We start from the raw sequence: 16,584 nt of genomic DNA, 5'->3' as shown, positions 1-16,584 counted from the left end.
CGGGGCCGATGGGTGTCCGCCGCCGCGGACGCTCAGCGACCGACGCTCACCGGCACGGTCGCCGATGCGCTGCGGTCCAGCGGCAGCTCCACCGTGGCGTGCAGGCCGCCGCCCGGGCGGGGCGCCAACGTCAGCGTCCCGTTGTGGGCGCGGGCGATGCTGCGGACGATCGCCAGCCCCAGGCCGACGCCCGGGTGGTCGGTGCGGGTGCGCTCGGCACCGCGGCGGAAGGGTTCGGCCAGTGTGGACACCAGCCGCGGGTCGAGCGGCGTGCCGGTGTTCTCCACCGTCAGCACCGCCGTCGCCGCCCGGGTACCGGTGGCGATCCGGACGACGCCGCCCCCGGCCAGGTTGTGGACGATCGCGTTGTGCACCAGGTTCGTCGTCAGCTGCAGCAGGAGGGCCCGGGAGCCGACGACGGGCGCCGGGGTGTCGACGGTCCCGAAGACCACGTGCCGCGCCTCGGCGAGCGGCAGCAGCGTCTCGACGGCGTCCTCGGCCAGCAGCGACAGGTCGACGTGGTCGCGGGCGACGGACCGCTGGTCGGCCCGTCCCAGCAGCAGCAACGCCTCGGTGAGCGCGATCGCGCGGGTGTTGACGGCGTGCAGCCGGGCCAGCAGCTCACCCGTGTCGTGGCCGGGGTCGGCGCGGGCCACGTCGAGCAGCGCCTGGGTCGTCGCGAGCGGGGTGCGCAGCTCGTGGGAGGCGTTCGCGGCGAACCGGCGCTGCTCCTCGACGTGGGCCTCGAGGCGGCCCAGCATCGTGTCGAAGGCGTCGGCGAGCTCGCGGAACTCGTCGCCCGGGCCCTCCAGCGCGATGCGGTGCGAGAGCGAGCCGGCCGCGGCCGCGCGGGTGGCGCCGGTGATGCGGGTCAACGGTGCGAGCATCCGGCCGGCGAGCAACCACCCGCCGCCGAGCCCGAACACCAGCAGGAACACCAGGATCGCGGCGACGGCGACGCCGAACACGGCCGGGCCGTAGCTGCCCGGGTCGACGATGCGCGGCAGGTTCGCCGGGTTGGGCACCAGGTAGCGCAGCGGCACGTCACGCAGCAGGAACACCCACACCGCCCCGAGCAGCAGCACGCACGCGAGCATCAGGAACGCGGCGTAGCTCAGCGCGAGCCGGACGCGCACGCTCGTCCCCGGCTCCCGGGTCACGTCGGGTCCCCGGCGTCGATGCGGTACCCGACGCCGGGAACCGTCGCGATGATCGGCGGTTCGCCGAGACGTTTGCGCAGCGCCGACACGGTGATGCGGACGGCGTTGGTGAACGGGTCGGCGTTCTCGTCCCACGCCCGTTCCAACAGCTCCTCCGCGCTGACGACGCCACGCTCCGCGGCGACGAGGACCTCCAGCACGGCGAACTGTTTGCGGGTGAGCGCGACGTAGCGGCCGTCGCGGAAGACCTCGCGGCGGAACGGGTCGACCCGCAGGCCGGCGATCTCCCGTACCGGCGGCCGGTGGTGGGAGCGGCGCCGGTCCAGCGCCCGCAGGCGCAGGACGAGCTCACGCATCGCGAAGGGCTTCGTGAGGTAGTCGTCGGCGCCGAGCTCGAAGCCGGTGGCCTTGTCGTCGAGCCGGTCGGCGGCGGTGAGCATCAGGATCGGCATGCCGCTGCCGGAGGCCACGATGCGCCGCGCGATCTCGTCGCCGGACGGCCCGGGGACGTCGCGGTCCAGGACGGCGATGTCGTAGGTGTTGACGCTCAGCTGCGCCAGTGCGGTGTCGCCGTCACCGGCGATGTCGGCGGCGATCGCCTCGAGGCGCAGGCCGTCGCGGACGGCCTCCGCGAGGAAGGGCTCGTCCTCCACGATCAGCACACGCATGGGCCCGAGGCTAGGAGAACGCGCATATCGGCGGTGTATCGGAAAGCAGATACGGGCGGGCAACACCGCTTCGCGTCGACTGGCGACATGATCCGGACCACCGCTTCGAGACGGCGCCCGCACCGGTCGCCGGTCGTCGTGCTCCTGCTCGCCGTCGCCGCGGCCGCCGCCGCGGCACTCGTCCTGCTCCCAGCGCCCGCGCCGGTGCACGTGCCCCGCACGGCGGGCGGCGCCGACGGCGTCGTCGGCGCCGGTGTCACGGTGTTCGACGAGGTCGCCGCCGTGACGAACCTCGACCCCGGCCTGTTGTCGGCGCTGCGCGCCGCCGCGACGGCCGCGGCGGGTGACGGCGTCGGGCTCGTCGTCAACAGTGGCTGGCGGTCGCGCGCCTACCAGGAGCAGCTGCTGCGCGACGCGGTCGCCGAGTACGGCTCCGAGGACGAGGCCGCGCGCTGGGTCGCGACCGCCGACACGTCGCCGCACGTGTCGGGGCAGGCCGTCGACGTCGGCCCGCCCACCGCCGCGGCCTGGCTGTCGCGCCACGGCGCCGGGTACGGGCTGTGCCGCATCTACCACAACGAACCGTGGCACGTCGAGCTGCGTGCGGCCGACGCCGGCTGCCCCCGCCCGTATGCCGACCCGACCGAGGATCCGAGGATGCAGCGATGACCGTCGAGGAACGGGAACGGCCGGGCCGGGCCGGCGGCGCGGGGACGTGGCGGCGCGGCCGGCTCCTCGCGGCGGCGGCGGTCCTGCTCGGGCTGGTCCTGGGGCTGCACGGGCTGGTCCCGAACGCCGTCGGGAACGTCGGCAGCCTGGTGGAGACGTTCCTGCCGTGGCTGGGTCTGTTCGTCCCGCTGCTGCTCGCCGGTGCGCTGCTGCGCCGGTCCGCCACGGCGGCGGTCGCGACGGCGCTGCCGGCCGTCGTGTGGCTGGGCATGTTCGGGGGCGCGATCGTCGACAAGTCGGGCCCGGCGGGCGGTCTCACCGTCGTCAGCCACAACGTCGGCGCCGCGAACAGCGACCCGGTCGGCACCGCGCGCGAGCTGGCCGCCTCGGGTGCGGACGTGCTGGCGCTGCAGGAGCTGACCGGGAGCGCGCGCGGCACCTACGAGGAGGTGCTCGCGGACGGCTACCCGTTCCACGTCGTGATGGGCACCGTCGGGCTGTGGAGCAGGCTGCCGCTGTCGGACACGCGTCCGGTCGACGTCGCGACGGACACGACGCGGGCGCTGCGCGCCACCGTGGCGACGGACCGGGGGCCGCTGACGGTGTACGTCGCGCATCTCGGGTCGGTGCGGGTGTTCCCGCGCAACGGGTTCTGGACGGAGAGCCGCGACGGCGGCATCGAGGCTCTGGCCGGCGCGCTCGCCGCGGACCGCGCGGAGCGTGTGGTGCTGCTCGGCGACCTCAACGGCACGATGGACGACCGCGCGTTCGCGGCGCTGACGGCCCAGCTGCACCCTGTCCAGGAGGCGGCCGGGGCCGGTTTCGGGTTCAGCTGGCCGGCGTCGTTCCCGGTGGTGCGGTCGGACCAGATCCTGGTCCGTGGCCTCACCCCGGACCGGGCATGGGTGCTGCCGCCCACCGGGTCCGACCACCGGCCGGTGGCGGCGACGCTCGGCCCGTGAGGGCGCGCACATGACGGGACCCCCGGGCGACGTGACGCCCGGGGGTCCCGTTCAGTTCAGGCCTGCAGGATCACCGCAGGTCGAACCGGTCCAGGTCCATGACCTTGGTCCATGCCGCGACGAAGTCCGCGACGAACTTCTCCTTCGCGTCGTCGGCGGAGTAGACCTCCGCGATGCCGCGCAGGATCGAGTTCGAGCCGAACACGAGGTCGGCCGCGGTCGCGGTGCGCACGACCGTGCCGTTCGCGTCGCGAGCCTCGTAGACGCCCGCCTCGTCCTTCGACGTGTTCCACTCGACGCCGAGGTCGAGCAGGTTGCGGAAGAAGTCCTGCGACAGGACGCCCGGGGTGTCGGTGAAGACGCCGTGCTTCGCGCCGCCGGTGTTGGCGTCCAGCACGCGCAGGCCGCCGATCAGGACGGTCAGCTCCTTGGCCGACAGCTCCAGCATGTAGGCGCGGTCGACGAGCAGCGTCTCCGGGGAGAGCTTCACGTTCGGGGCGATCCAGTTGCGGAACCCGTCGGCGTGCGGCTCCAGGTACTGGAAGGTCTCGGTGTCGGTCTGGTCCTGCGACGCGTCGGTGCGGCCCCCGCTGAACGGCACGGAGACGGGCACGCCCGCGTCGGCCGCGGCCTTCTCGACGGCGGCGGAGCCGGCCAGGACGATCGTGTCGGCCAGCGAGACGGGCTTGCCGAACGCGGCGCGCACCTCGTCGAGCTTGGCGATGACCTCGGCGGTGCCGGCGTTGACCGGCCAGCTCGCCTGCGGCTCCAGGCGCAGCCGGGCGCCGTTCGCGCCACCGCGCTTGTCGGTGGTCCGGAAGGACGCGGCCGACGACCAGGCCGTGTGCACGAGCTGGCCGACGGTCAGACCCGAGGCGAGGATCTGCTTCTTGAGCTCGGCGGCGTCGGCGTCGGACAGCGGCGCGTGCTCGGCGGCGGGGATCGGGTCCTGCCAGAGCTGGACCTCCTCCGGCACCCACGGGCCGACGTAGCGCGAGACCGGGCCCATGTCGCGGTGCAGCAGCTTGAACCACGCGCGGCGGTAGGCGTCGGCGAACTGGTCGGGGTTGTCGCGGAAGCGCTCGGAGATCGCGCGCAGGCCCGGGTCGACGATGAGCGCCATGTCGGCGGTCGACATCATGGGCGGGTTCTTCTTGCCCTCGATGTGCGCGTCGGGCACGACCTCCTGGCCCGCGGCCTCCTTGGGCTGCCACTGCTTGGCGCCCGCGGGGCTGGTGGTGAGCTCCCACTCGTAGCCGAACAGGGTCTCCCAGTAGCTGTTGTCCCACTGGGTGGGCGTCGGGGTCCAGGCGCCCTCGAGACCGCTGGTGACGGTGTCGGCGCCCTTGCCGGTGCCGTTCTCGTTGCGCCAGCCGAGGCCGCCGGAGTGGACCGGGCAGCCCTCGGGCTCCGGGCCGACGAGGTCGGGGTTGCCGGCGCCGTGCGCCTTGCCGAAGGTGTGGCCGCCCGCGATGAGCGCGACGGTCTCCTCCTCGTTCATCGCCATCCGGCCGAAGGTGACGCGGATGTCGTGGCCGGACGCGAGCGCGTCGGCCGAGCCGCGCGGGCCCTCCGGGTTGACGTAGATGAGCCCCATGGTGACGGCGCCGAGGGCGCCCTCGAGCTCGAGCGGGGTGTCGTCGCTGTAGCGCTCGTCGCCCAGCCAGGTGTCCTCCGGGCCCCAGAAGACCTCGTCGGGCTGCCACACGTCCGGGCGGCCGAAGGCGAAGCCGAACGTCTCGAAGCCCATGTCCTCGTGGGCGACGTTGCCGGCGAGGACCAGCAGGTCGGCCCAGGAGAGGCTGCGGCCGTACTTCTGCTTGACCGGCAGGAGCAGCCGGCGGGCCTTGTCGAGGTTGCCGTTGTCGGGCCAGCTGTTGAGCGGGGCGAAGCGCTGGGCGCCCTCGCCGGCGCCGCCGCGGCCGTCGTGCTGACGGTAGGTGCCGGCGGCGTGCCAGGACATGCGGATGAACAGCGGGCCGTAGTGACCCCAGTCGGCCGGCCACCAGTCCTGCGACGTGCGCATGACCTCGATGATGTCGGCCTTCACGGCCTCGAAGTCGAGCTGCGAGACGGCCTTCTTGTAGTCGAAGTCGTCACCGAGCGGGTCGGACGCGGGCGACGTCCGGGTGAGGACCCCCAGGTCGACCTGGTTGGGCCACCAGTCGCGGTTGGTGCGCGGCCGGTGCTGGGAGTGGTCCGTCGGTCCGGCGAGTGCCGGGTTCTCGCTCTCGCTACGGCTCGCGGTGGTGTTGTCGCTCTCGGGGGGCACGGGAGTCCTTCCTCGGTGGGTGCCGGTTCCGGGGGGACCGGCCGGCGTGTCGCGAACTGTTGACGGTCAGGTACCGGCGGACAGGGCCTGGCAGGTGGGGCAGACGCCCCAGTACACGACCTCGGCCTCGTCGATCTGGAAGCCCGCCGTGTCGGCGGCGGTCAGGCAGGGCGCATCGCCGGTGGCGCAGTCGACGTCGTTCACCGCGCCGCAGGAGCGGCACACGAGATGGTGGTGATTGTCGCCGACGCGCGCCTCGTACCGGGCGACCGAACCCGCCGGTTGGAAACGGCGGATCAGCCCGGCGTCGGTGAGCACACGCAGCACGTCGTACACCGCCTGGTGCGACACCGAGCCCAGCCGTTGCCGGGTCTCCGCGATCAGGGTGTCGGTGTCGGCGTGCGGATGGTCGAGCACGGCCGCCAGCACCGCCCTGCGCGGTCCGGTGACGCGCAGCGCGGCATCACGGATGGACTGCTCGATCTGCGCGCTGCTCTGCACGTGGCAGATTCCACCACGAAGACCTGACTGGTTCAATTCAAAAGAAGGAACTGTGCGCCGAGCGGTTCCGACGCCCCCCGACCACGACGCCCCCTGTGCGCCGAGCGGTTGCGTTCGCGCCCGGCCACGCCGCCCGCACCGGGGGGAGCCCGTCACCGGCCGGTGGCACCGTCGATCTGCTCGCGCAGGATGTCGGCGTGCCCGGCATGGCGGCCGGTCTCCTCGATCATGTGCGCGAGCGCCCACCGCACCGACGGCGCCGGCTTCCCCGACGCCGGACGTGGCACGGGCGCCCCCAGGTCGTCGCACGTGTCCAGCACGCGGTCGGCACGCGCGACGGCGTCGCGGTAGCGGGCCACGACCTCCCCGACGGTGTCGCCGGGGGAGGCCCGGAACGTGGCCGGCCAGCTCCGCACGTGCGTACCCAGGAACGTCGCCTCCTCGACGAACGTCAGGTGGTTGAGCAGCCCGAGCAGGTTGGTGCCCGACGGCACGCCCGCCGTGCGCACCTGCGGCTCGGGCGCGTCCTCGACCTTCGCGACGATGCTCGTCCGCAGGTGGTCGAGGAAACCGCGCAGCACCTCGGCCTCGCTGCTGCCCGTCCGTGGGGGCGGGGTGTCGCGGCGGCGACCCGGTCGGGCGGGCATGGCAGCTCCTCTCGGTCGTCGTGCACCGCGAGTCATATCGGAGGACGCGGCGCGGTGCACCCGCCCGGGCCGGAACGGCAACGACGACGGGCTGTCGGGCCATCGGGGGACACCCGGGTCGGGCCCCCGCCCCACCCACCGGCCGATCCCGGACGGCACCGCCCGGCGCGAGCCTGGATCCATCCAGCGGCCGACCCCCGACCGTCGTGACCAGGAAGAAGGCCCGACATGGCCATCGCCACCCAGCCGGCCGCAGCCCCGGCACCCGCACCCGCACCGCAGCGCACCGACCGGCGTGTCGCGCTCGCCGGCCTCGCCGGCACCACCATCGAGTTCTACGACTACTTCATCTACGGCACCGCCGCCGCCCTCGTGTTCGACAAGGTGTTCTTCCCGCACCTGAGCCCGATGGCGGGTGCGGTCGCCGCGCTGGCGACGCTTGCCGTCGTGTTCGTGTTCCGGCCGCTCGGCTCGGTCGTGTTCGGCCACATCGGCGACCGGCTCGGCCGCAAGCGCACCCTGGTCGTCACGCTCACCCTGATGGGCCTGTGCACCGTGGGCGTCGGCCTGATGCCGGGCGCCGCGACGATCGGCTGGGTCGCACCGGTACTGCTGGTGCTGCTGCGCGCCGCGCAGGGCTTCGCCGTCGGCGGCGAATGGGCCGGCGCCGCGCTGTTCACCTCCGAGAGCGCCGCCGACGGGCGCCGCGGCCGGCTGACGATGTACCCGCAGCTCGGCGCCTGCATCGCGTTCGCCCTCGCCTCACTGACCTTCCTCGTCGTCAACCTGAGCATCGGCGAGACCAGCGACGCGTTCGTCGCGTGGGGCTGGCGCATCCCGTTCCTGCTCAGCGGCGTCCTCATCGCCGTCGGCCTCTACGTGCGGCTGCACACCAGCGAGACCCCCGTCTTCACGGCCGCGCAGCGCAAGGGCGACACCGTCCGCGCGCCGTTCGTCGAGGTGTGGCGCCGTCAGACCCGCACGATGCTGCTCGTCATCGGCGTCACCTCCGGCATCTTCGGCGCGATGACCGTGGGCTCGGTCTACCTGACCACCTACGCCACGAAGACGCTGCACATGGACATGACGACGATCCTGCTGATCGACACCCTCGCGGCGCTCGCCGCCTGCGTGACGACGGTGATCGCCTCGGTGTGGTCGGACCGCATCGGCCGCCGCCGCATCGTTCTCGCCGGGTCGGTCGGGCTCGCGATCTGGTCGCCCGTGCTCTTCCCGCTGATGAACGTCGGCAGCCCGCTCGCCGTCGGGACCGCGGCCGTGGTGCTGCTCGCCCTGATCGGGGTCGCCTACGGCCCGCTCGCCGCCTACCTGCCGGAACTGTTCGCGACGCGCTACCGCTACTGCGGCGCGGGCATCAGCTACAACCTCGGTGGCGTCGCCGGTGGCGCGGTGGTCCTGCTGATCGCCGCGCCGCTGAGCGCCGTGTGGGGAGGCGTCGGCCTCGGGTGCTACCTGACGGCGGTGCTGCTGGCCGGGATCGGCTGTCTGCTCGCCCTGCCGGAGACCCGGGACCGTTCGCTGGCCTGAGCCCCGCCTGCGCAGGGACCGCCCGTGGCACCCGCCGCGGGCGGTTGGCGTGTCAGCCCGGCAGCGCCACGAACCGGCGCAGCTTGCCCGTCGCCGCGTGCCGCGGGATCGCGGCGACGACCTCCACCCGGATCACCGGTGCGCTCAGCCCGTGCGGCCGGACCGACCCCACCAGCGCCGCGGTGACCGCGGCGATGTCCGGTGTGCCGACGACCAGCACGTCCGCCCCGTCCGCCGTCTGGCGGACCTGGTACTCCGAGATCGTCGCGTCGGTGCCCAGCACGTACCGGAAGGCCGCCGCCGGCACGGCGGCGGCCGCGTAGTGGAAGTCGTCGTCGCGCCGCCCGTCGATCGCCGCGACCCGCGGCATCGCGCTCCCGCACGGGCAGGGGCCCGGCAGCAGCGTGACCTCGTCGCCGAGGTCGTAGCGCAGGAACGGGAAGGTGTGGCCCGCGAGCCCCGTCGCCAGCGTCCGCTCGGCGGGCTCGTCGGGAGCCACGGGCCGGCCTGCGGCGTCGACCCGTTCGAGGATCACCTCGTCGGCGCAGACGTGCAGGCCCTCCCCCTCCCCGCAGCCGACGGCCTGGACGCCGATCTCCGTCGATCCCCACAGGTTGTGGACGGGCGCGCCCCACGCGGCGGCGATCGCGGCACGGTCGTCGTCGGTCAGCGGCTCGGAGTTGGTGCTGACCCGCTCGGGGGCGATGTCGAGCCGGCCGGCGACAACCTCGCGGGCCAGCCTGCCGACCACCGACGCGTACCCGACGAGGTGCGTCGGCCGTGCCGCGGCCACCGCCGCCCGCACCTCGTCGAACGGTGCGGCCGCCGGGATCACGACGGTCGACATCAGGGGGTCGGTCGCGACGTCGAACAGCGGGGTGCTGGCGTGCGGCGGGCCGCCCGCCTCCAGGACCGCCAGCATCGACGGGCCCGACCGGCCGGCGCGGCGGTCGGCGCGCACCTGCCAGCGCCACGCCAGGCAGGCCAGCGTCACGAACTGGTCCCAGCCCCACACGTAGACGCCGCGCACGCCCGTCGAGCCGCCGGAGCTGAACACCTGCAAGCCGTCGGGGGAGTAGGAGAACCACTCCTGCCGAAACAGGACGTCCTCGGCGGCGGCGCGGTCGATCCGCGGCGTGGTGACGATCGCGTCCCACTCGCCCTGGGCGTCGCCCTTGAGCATCGGCGGGATCCGGGCGAGGTCGTCGACGGTCGCGAGAGCCGGGTCCACACCGGACAGTCGTGCCGCGTGGAACGGCGACCGCTCCTTCGCGTAGGAGAGCAGGGCGCGCAGCCGTTGCGTCCGGTAGGCGTCGATGCGCTCGGGCGACCAGTCGAGCCGGGCGACGTGGTCCTCCAGCGCGGCCCGGACCGCCGCGACGTGCCCGTCGCGCAGGCGCTCGTAGGCCGCCCTCGGGTCGGTCATGGGCACAGTGTGGACCGGGTGTGGCCACCGGTCGAGACCGTCTTCCCTCTGCTCCAACGTATAGCGCACAGGGGGTCTTGCGGCAAGACCCGGTCGGCGGCGCAGAATCTGCGGCCGACGCCGGGACCTGCACGGATCCCCCGGTGTCGAGCAGCTACCGGCATCGTTGGGGGACGCGGTACATGAGTTTCTCGCACGACACGTACGTGCTGGACTTCGAGGAGATCGACGCGAGCGGGGGCGCGGTCGTCGGCGGCAAGGCCGCGAACCTGGGGGAGCTGTCGCGGGTCGGGGGCGTCGACGTGCCGCCCGGCTACGCCGTCACGACGCACGCCTACCGCCGGGTCCTGGCCCGTGCGGCCGCGCTCGACGCGCTGTTCGACCGGCTCACGCACCTGGACCCGGCCGATCGGGACGCGATCGCGGCCCTCTCGGCGGAGGCCCGCGCGGGCATCGAGGCGCTCCCGATCCCCGACGACGTGGCCGCCGCCCTGACCGGGCCGCTCGGCAGGCTCGGCGCGGACACCCCCGTGGCCGTCCGGTCCAGCGCCACGGCCGAGGACCTGCCGACGGCCTCCTTCGCCGGCCAGCAGGACACCTACCTCAACGTCGTCGGCCCGGCGGAGGTGTTGCGCCGCATCAGGTCCTGCTGGGCGTCGCTGTTCACCGAGCGGGCCGTGACCTACCGGCTGCGCGCCGGAATAGACCACCGCCGCGTGCAGATGGCCGTCGTCGTCCAGCAGATGGTGGTCCCGCAGGCCGCGGGCGTCCTGTTCACCGCCGACCCCGTGACCTCCGACCGGACCGCGGTCACCGTCGAGGCCGTGCCGGGGCTGGGTGAGGCGCTGGTGTCGGGCCTGGTGAACGCCGACGTCTGGACCGTCCGCGACGGCGAGATCGTCGACAGCGCGGTCGCGACGAAGAAGTTCGCCCTCGTCGCCTCCCCGGACGGCGGCGTCCGGCCGCAGGAGATCGAGCCCGCGCGCCAGGACGTGCCGACCCTGACCGACGCGCAGGTGCTGCGGCTCGCGCAGCTCGGCCGCCGGATCGAGGCGCACTTCGGCCGGCCCCAGGACGTCGAGTGGTGCCTGGCCGACGACGACGTCCGGGTCGTCCAGAGCCGCCCGATCACCACGCTGTTCCCGATCCCGCCCGCCGCGGACGAGGGCAACCACGTCTACGTGTCGGTCGGACACCAGCAGATGATGACCGACGCCATGACGCCCCTGGGCCTGTCGGTCTGGCAGCTGACCACCCCGCGGCCCATGGCCGAGGCGGGCGGGCGGCTGTTCGTCGACGTCACCGGGCACCTCGGGGCACAGGCCACCCGTGACTGGCTGCTCGACACCATGACGACCTCCGACCCGCTCATGGGCGACGCGCTGCGCACCGTCCTCGCCCGCGAGGGCTTCCTGGCACCGCCGACGGTCTCCGACAGCCCCGGGCCACCGCCCGTCGCCGCGTTCGACCCGATCGACGCCGACCCCGCGCTGGTCGAGGAGCTGATCGCGGAGAGCCGGGCGTCACTGGCCACGGTCGCCGCCGAGATCGGGCGGCACCACGGCGCCGACCTGTTCGACTTCGTCCTCGACGACTTCCAGGAGCTGCGCCGGCTGCTGTTCGACCGCCGCGGCCACCAGGTCTTCATGACGGCCATGGACGCCGCGCAGTGGATCAACGACCGGATGCGCGAGTGGCTGGGCGAGGTGAACGCATCCGATGTGCTCACCCGGTCCGTGCCGCACAACGTCACCTCCGAGATGGGCCTCGCGCTCCTCGACGTCGCCGACGTGATCCGCCCGCACCCCGAGGTCGTCGCGTACCTGCGCGGCGCGGGCGAGGACGTCCTCGACGGCCTCCCCGCCGTCGCCGGCGGGCAGCCGGCCCACGACGCGATCCGCGGCTTCCTCGACGCGTACGGCATGCGGTGCGTCGGTGAGATCGACATCAGCCGTCCGCGCTGGAGCGAACGGCCGGCGCTGCTCGTCCCGGTGCTGCTCGGCAACGTCGACAACGTCGAGCCCGGCGCCGGTGGGCGGCTGTTCGAGCAGGGGCGCCGCGACGCCGCGGCGGCCGAGCGCGACCTCCTCGACCGCGTACGGGCCCTGCCCGGCGGCGAGGAGCGCGCCGCCGAGACGAAGCGGATGATCGACCGGCTGCGGACGTTCATCGGGTACCGCGAGTACCCCAAGTTCGGCATGGTGTGCCGCTACCTCGTCTACAAGCGGGCGATCCTCGCCGAGGCCGACCGGCTCGTCCGCGACGGGGTGCTCGCCGACCGGGAGGACGCGTTCCACCTGCGGTTCCAGGAGCTGCACGAGGTCGTCCGTACCGGCCACGCCGACGCCGACCTGATCCGCAGGCGCCGCGCGGACCAGGCCGTGTTCCGGACCCTCACCCCGCCGCGGGTGCTCACCTCCGACGGCGAGGCCGTCACCGGTGCCTACCGGCGCGAGGACCTGCCCGCCGGCGCCCTGCCCGGCCTCGCCGTCTCCGCGGGGACCGTCGAGGGCCGCGCCCGCGTCGTCCTCGACATGGCCGACGCCGACCTCGACGCCGGCGACATCCTCGTCACCGCCTACACCGACCCCAGCTGGTCGCCGCTGTTCGTGACGATCGCGGGGCTGGTCACCGAGGTCGGTGGGCTCATGACCCACGGCGCCGTCGTCGCCCGCGAGTACGGGCTGCCCGCCGTCGTCGGGGTGGAGAACGGCACCCGGCTGATCCGCGACGGGCAGCGGATCCGCGTCGACGGGACGAACGGTCACGTCGAGCTCCTCGGGGATGCCTAGGCCCGCCGCCGTGCACCGGACGGGAGCCGAGCAGCGGTGTGGGCCGCGACGCGATCGGGCCCGCTCACCCCGGGCAGGGGTCGTTGCCGTCGACGGACAGGTACGTCGCCTGCCGCGGTGCGCCCGGGCCGCGGGTCACCGGCACGCGCGGGGAGCCCCGGGCGCGACCGGGCCGTCGGGCCCGACGGCCCGGTGCGCCGTGCCGTGCGACTCCTCGCAGTGGTCGTCCACGCCCGGCTCGGCGTGGTCGACCTGCAACGTCGTGTGCCGCAACCCGTGCCGTGCCCGCAGGATCTCCTCGACGGCCTTCTGCACCTCGTGGCAGTCGTCCTGCGGGCGCACCATCACGTGCGCCGACAGCGCCGCCTCGCCGGAGGTGATCTCCCACAGGTGCAGGTCGTGCACCTCCGCGACGCCCGGCACCGCGACCAGTTCGGCGCCCAGGGCGTCGGGGTCGGTCCCGCGCGGCGCCGCCTCCAGGAAGATGCGGCCCGACTCGCGGACCAGCGCCCACCCCGCTTTGATCATCAGCGCGGCGACGACGAGTGCGGCGATCGCGTCGGCACGCGTGAAGCCGGTGGTCACCAGGACGACGCCCGCGATCGCGGTCGCGATGAACGCGAAGAGGTCGTTGAGGATGTGCTGGAACGCGCCCTCGACGTTGAGGCTCGACCGGTTGGCGCGGCTGATGCACCACGTCGCCGCCACGTTGACGACGATCCCGACCAGCGCCGTCACCAGGACCAGCCCGCCCTCGACGGGCGGCGGGTCGATCAGCCGGGCGACGCCCTCGTAGACGAACCACACCGCCAGCAGCAGCAGCGTGATGCCGTTGGCCTGGGCGGACAGGATCTCGGCGCGCCGCAGCCCGTAGGTGTAGCCGCCCTTCGCGGGCCGTGCCGCGAGCCGGATCGCGATGAGCGCCAGCACGATCGCCGCGGCGTCGGTGAGCATGTGCGCCGAGTCCGACAGCAGGGCCAGCGAACCGGCGATGAGGCCGACGACGAACTCGGCGACCATGAACACGCTGATGAGGACGAGCGCGATCGTCAGCCAGCGACGGTCGGCGTTCGCCGACACCCCGTGCCCGTGGCCGTGGCCGTGGCCGTGCGCGGCGGGGCCCGAGGGCGTGGCCGTGTCGTGTCCGACGTCGTGACTGCTGCTCACGACGTCAGAAACTATTGCGACATGCGCATAGGTGCAAGCGTGGGCGGCTCCGCTCTCACCAGGTGGGCAGCGAGTCCGGGTACAGGAGCTTGACGATCTTGCCCCACAGGTCGGTCGAGGTGACCGCGTCGGCGTTGGAGGCGTTCACCATCACGACGACCGACGCCTTCGCCGACGGCAGGTACGACACCACGTCGCTGTAGCCGAAGATCGAGCCGTCGTGCCCGATCCAGTCGCCGACCTGCAGGATGCCGAGGCCGTACTGCAGCCGGACACCGGCGCCGGTCAGCGGGACCCAGTCCAGCCGGTCCCGGAACGTCGCCCTGGACAGGCCGTAGCCGGTACCGAGCTGCTCGGCGTAGCGCAGCATGTCCGGCACCGTCGAGACGACCGCGCCGGCGGTGTAGGGGTAGAGCATGCTCGAGCGCGTGACGTCGCGGTTCGGGCCGGGGTCGGTGGGCAGCAGGTAGCCGTGGGCGTAGGGCTTCGGCATGTCGGGCGTCGTCGGGAAGGTGGTCGACCCGAGGCCGCTGCGCCGCGCGAGGCGCTCGATCGTCGCCGGCGCCGGCTCGCCGGTGACCTTCTCCAGCACGAGCCCGAGCAGCAGGTAGTTGCTGTTGTTGTACTCGGGCTTCTGTCCGGGGGCGGTGCCCGGGTGCGCGCGGATGACCTTCAGGGCGCTGTCGGTCGTGAAGCCCGGCATCAGCGGGTTCTTCTGGTAGGCCGCGTAGACGGCCGGGTCGGTGGCGTAGTCGTAGAGGCCGCTGCGCATGTCGAGCAGGTTGCGCAGGGTGATCTGGCGGCCGCGGGGGATGTTCGGGACGTACGTGTCGAGCCGGTCGTCGAGGGAGAGCTTGCGCTTGTCGGCGAGCTGCAGGATCGCGGTGGCGGTGAACGTCTTGGTGACGCTCGCGATCCGGTAGTGCATGTTCGGGCGCATCGGGGTGCCGGCACGGTCGGCGTCGCCGTAGGCGGTGAGCAGGTCGCCCTTGGCCGGGTCGTGGATGCCGACGATGACGCCGGTGATCCCGTTGGTGCCGACGGTCGCGTTCGCGAACGCGTCGATCTGGCTGCGCAGCGCCGGGTCGATGCCGCCCGGGCCGCCGCCGCGGTGTGCGGGTGCCGAGGCCAGTGCCGGGGTGGAGCCGGCGAGCAGGACCGCTCCGGTGGCGAGGAGTGCGGGCAGGACGTGCCGGAGGAACTTCAGGCGCACGGGAGGCCCTTCGGGCGATCGACTCGGACGATCACGAACTCGCGTGCCGACGCGTCGCCGTTACGCCGGGCGCTCACCCCAGGGGCAGCGGCGCGAACACGTGGTCATGCCAGATCCGCCGCGAGTCGACCTCGGGGTAGGGCTCGGCGGCGGGCGCGGTGTCGGCCCGAACGTCGTCGCCTCGCGGACCCCGTCCCACCGCACGGGCGGGGCCGGGGCGGCGAAGCGCAGGTCGCCGACGGGTGGCGCCGCGAACGGGATGCCCCGGAACACGGTCACACCTGCCTCGCGGGTGCCGCGGACGCGCCCCGCCGACGTCGTCGTCCCGGTCACGCGGGGATGCCAGGCCGGGCGTGGGCCGGGCACAACGCGTTCTCGGCGGGTCCTGCGCCGTGGCGCCCAGGGCGGTCGTCCAGGGTGATCGGGTCGCCGTCGGGTCGGCGGAGGCGAACCTCCGGCCGAAGGGCCGTCGACCGGTGCGGCGAGGACGGTGTGACCGCTGCCGGCTACGCGTCGGGGCAGTCCCGGTCCAGGGCGTCGACGACGGCGTGCGCCACGAGCTCGCGGACGTCGTCGACACCGATGCGCCGGCCGGTGGCGACGGTCAGCGAGGTGACGGTGGCATCGGTGAGTCCACAAGGGACGATCGCGTCGAACGCGGACAGGTCGGCGTCGCAGTTGAGGGCGAAGCCGTGCTGGGTGACGTGGCCGGCCATGCGCACCCCGATCGCAGCGATCTTGGCGGCGGGCCGGCCGGCGCGGCCGGGCACCCACACCCCGGGACGGCCGGTGATGCGGTGGGCTCCGACGACCCCGGAGCGTCGGCAGACGTCGACGAGCGCGCCCTCCAGCCGGGCGACGTACCCGGCGGCGGCGAGCCGGTCGCGCAACGCGACGACGGGGTAGCCGACGAGCTGGCCCGGCCCGTGCCACGTGATCGCACCGCCGCGGTCGGTGTCGACGACGGGGGTGCCGTCGGTCGGCCGGTGCTCGGGGCGGGTGCGCTTGCCCGCGGTGTAGACGCTCGGATGTTCCAGCAGCATCAGCACGTCGGGGCCGGTACCGGCCGTGCGGGCGGCGGCGTGGGCGCGCTGGGCCTCGCGGGCTGCGGCGTAGTCGACGACGCCGAGCCGGTCGACGCGGACGGGGCCGTCGGTCTCCCGGCAGGAGCCGTGGGGCACGAGCTTGCAGGTGGGTCCGGCGTTCATCGGGTCGCTCCGCGCACGGCGAGGAGGGTGCGGGCCTCCTGCGATGCAGCGCCCTCGGCGGCGAGGTGGGCCAGCGCGGGGGTCAGCTCCTCACCCCGGGCGGTGACGGTCTGGGCGTAGAGCCGGCCGGCCCGGTAGGACGAGCGCACCAGCGGCCCGGCCATCACCCCGGCGAACCCGATCGCCTCGGCCATGTCGGAGTGCGCGACGAATTCCTCGGGCTCGACCCAGCGTTCCACGGGGTGGTGGCGGGGGGAGGGGCGCAGGTACTGGGTGATCGTGATGATCTCGCAGCCCGCCTGGTGCAGGTCCTGGAGTGCGGCGGTGACCTCGTCGGGGGTCTCGCCCATG

Annotated in this window: 14 protein-coding genes and 1 pseudogene; 4 read left to right on the top strand and 11 right to left on the bottom strand. The window is 73.8% G+C overall.

Features of this window, described 5'->3' with window-relative positions:
* Positions 1 to 32 precede the first annotated feature (32 nt).
* A complete protein-coding gene (locus AB7F12_RS28250; protein WP_428498825.1) occupies positions 33 to 1,160 on the bottom strand; it encodes a sensor histidine kinase in 1,128 nt (375 codons plus the stop codon).
* Positions 1,157 to 1,828, bottom strand: coding sequence for a response regulator transcription factor (locus tag AB7F12_RS28245; protein ID WP_428498824.1), 672 nt, complete (start codon positions 1,826 to 1,828; stop codon positions 1,157 to 1,159). The genes AB7F12_RS28250 and AB7F12_RS28245 overlap by 4 nt, the downstream gene beginning before the upstream one ends.
* Positions 1,829 to 1,915: 87 nt before the next feature.
* Between AB7F12_RS28245 and AB7F12_RS28240 the strand changes: the two genes are divergently transcribed.
* A complete protein-coding gene (locus tag AB7F12_RS28240) occupies positions 1,916 to 2,497 on the top strand; it encodes a M15 family metallopeptidase (RefSeq protein WP_428498823.1) in 582 nt (193 codons plus the stop codon).
* Complete coding sequence (locus tag AB7F12_RS28235) at positions 2,494 to 3,459, top strand: endonuclease/exonuclease/phosphatase family protein (protein ID WP_428498822.1); 966 nt, start codon at positions 2,494 to 2,496, stop codon at positions 3,457 to 3,459. Before AB7F12_RS28240 ends, AB7F12_RS28235 begins: the two co-directional genes overlap by 4 nt.
* A gap of 70 nt (positions 3,460 to 3,529) precedes the next feature.
* Here AB7F12_RS28235 and katG read toward each other — a convergent pair whose 3' ends face one another.
* The 3 genes from katG to AB7F12_RS28220 all read right to left on the bottom strand — a co-directional run bounded on the left by katG (position 3,530) and on the right by AB7F12_RS28220 (position 6,879).
* On the bottom strand, positions 3,530 to 5,731 hold the full coding sequence (katG, locus tag AB7F12_RS28230) for a catalase/peroxidase HPI (RefSeq protein ID WP_428498821.1): 2,202 nt from the start codon (positions 5,729 to 5,731) through the stop codon (positions 3,530 to 3,532).
* A 66-nt stretch (positions 5,732 to 5,797) separates the two neighbouring features.
* Entirely contained in the window at positions 5,798 to 6,232 is a 435-nt protein-coding gene (locus tag AB7F12_RS28225) for a Fur family transcriptional regulator (protein ID WP_428498820.1), read from the bottom strand.
* Positions 6,233 to 6,384: 152 nt separating this feature from the next.
* Positions 6,385 to 6,879 carry a DinB family protein gene (locus tag AB7F12_RS28220; RefSeq protein WP_428498819.1) on the bottom strand — a complete coding sequence of 165 codons (495 nt, stop codon included), beginning with the start codon at positions 6,877 to 6,879 and terminating at the stop codon, positions 6,385 to 6,387.
* A 228-nt stretch (positions 6,880 to 7,107) separates the two neighbouring features.
* Between AB7F12_RS28220 and AB7F12_RS28215 the strand changes: the two genes are divergently transcribed.
* Positions 7,108 to 8,427 (top strand): MFS transporter, encoded by a 1,320-nt coding sequence (locus AB7F12_RS28215; RefSeq protein WP_428498818.1) that lies wholly within the window; start codon positions 7,108 to 7,110, stop codon positions 8,425 to 8,427.
* A 52-nt stretch (positions 8,428 to 8,479) separates the two neighbouring features.
* On the opposite strand, the gene AB7F12_RS28210 is transcribed toward AB7F12_RS28215, so the two are convergent.
* On the bottom strand, positions 8,480 to 9,853 hold the full coding sequence (locus AB7F12_RS28210; RefSeq protein ID WP_428498817.1) for a phenylacetate--CoA ligase family protein: 1,374 nt from the start codon (positions 9,851 to 9,853) through the stop codon (positions 8,480 to 8,482).
* 182 nt (positions 9,854 to 10,035) lie between these two features.
* On the opposite strand from AB7F12_RS28210, the gene rph reads away from it, so the two are divergent.
* Entirely contained in the window at positions 10,036 to 12,645 is a 2,610-nt protein-coding gene (gene rph, locus AB7F12_RS28205; RefSeq protein ID WP_428498816.1) for a rifamycin-inactivating phosphotransferase, read from the top strand.
* A gap of 135 nt (positions 12,646 to 12,780) precedes the next feature.
* On the opposite strand, the gene AB7F12_RS28200 is transcribed toward rph, so the two are convergent.
* From AB7F12_RS28200 to AB7F12_RS28180, 5 genes and pseudogenes are all read right to left on the bottom strand, one after another.
* A complete protein-coding gene (locus AB7F12_RS28200; protein WP_428498815.1) occupies positions 12,781 to 13,812 on the bottom strand; it encodes a cation diffusion facilitator family transporter in 1,032 nt (343 codons plus the stop codon).
* Between the two features lie 55 nt (positions 13,813 to 13,867).
* The gene (locus AB7F12_RS28195; RefSeq protein ID WP_428517052.1) at positions 13,868 to 15,025 is read right to left on the bottom strand and encodes a serine hydrolase domain-containing protein; all 1,158 of its coding nucleotides are present in this window, start codon (positions 15,023 to 15,025) and stop codon (positions 13,868 to 13,870) included.
* A gap of 60 nt (positions 15,026 to 15,085) precedes the next feature.
* Positions 15,086 to 15,298: a carboxylesterase family protein gene (locus AB7F12_RS28190; protein ID WP_428518038.1), complete on the bottom strand. Its 213-nt coding sequence runs from the start codon at positions 15,296 to 15,298 to the stop codon at positions 15,086 to 15,088.
* A gap of 233 nt (positions 15,299 to 15,531) precedes the next feature.
* Positions 15,532 to 16,233, bottom strand: coding sequence for a lipoyl(octanoyl) transferase LipB (gene lipB / locus AB7F12_RS28185; protein WP_428517056.1), 702 nt, complete (start codon positions 16,231 to 16,233; stop codon positions 15,532 to 15,534).
* A pseudogene (locus tag AB7F12_RS28180) lies at positions 16,230 to 16,584 on the bottom strand (lipoyl synthase); the annotation flags it as partial. The gene lipB and the pseudogene AB7F12_RS28180, both read right to left, overlap by 4 nt.

The sequence above is a fragment of the Pseudonocardia sp. genome (assembly GCF_050250275.1).
Classification (GTDB): Bacteria; Actinomycetota; Actinomycetes; order Mycobacteriales; family Pseudonocardiaceae; genus Pseudonocardia.
The sequence above is the reverse complement of the archived record's forward strand: the minus strand, read 5'-3'. Positions and strand labels throughout refer to the sequence as shown.

What these genes read in the sequence shown, in the direction of transcription:
- AB7F12_RS28245 (WP_428498824.1), bottom strand. Translation starts at nt 1,828, where the DNA reads ATGCGTGTGCTGATCGTGGAGGACGAGCCCTTCCTCGCGGAGGCCGTC.
- AB7F12_RS28240 (WP_428498823.1), top strand. Translation starts at nt 1,916, where the DNA reads ATGATCCGGACCACCGCTTCGAGACGGCGCCCGCACCGGTCGCCGGTC.
- AB7F12_RS28235 (WP_428498822.1), top strand. Translation starts at nt 2,494, where the DNA reads ATGACCGTCGAGGAACGGGAACGGCCGGGCCGGGCCGGCGGCGCGGGG.
- AB7F12_RS28220 (WP_428498819.1), bottom strand. Translation starts at nt 6,879, where the DNA reads ATGCCCGCCCGACCGGGTCGCCGCCGCGACACCCCGCCCCCACGGACG.
- AB7F12_RS28215 (WP_428498818.1), top strand. Translation starts at nt 7,108, where the DNA reads ATGGCCATCGCCACCCAGCCGGCCGCAGCCCCGGCACCCGCACCCGCA.
- AB7F12_RS28210 (WP_428498817.1), bottom strand. Translation starts at nt 9,853, where the DNA reads ATGACCGACCCGAGGGCGGCCTACGAGCGCCTGCGCGACGGGCACGTC.
- rph (WP_428498816.1), top strand. Translation starts at nt 10,036, where the DNA reads ATGAGTTTCTCGCACGACACGTACGTGCTGGACTTCGAGGAGATCGAC.
- lipB (WP_428517056.1), bottom strand. Translation starts at nt 16,233, where the DNA reads ATGAACGCCGGACCCACCTGCAAGCTCGTGCCCCACGGCTCCTGCCGG.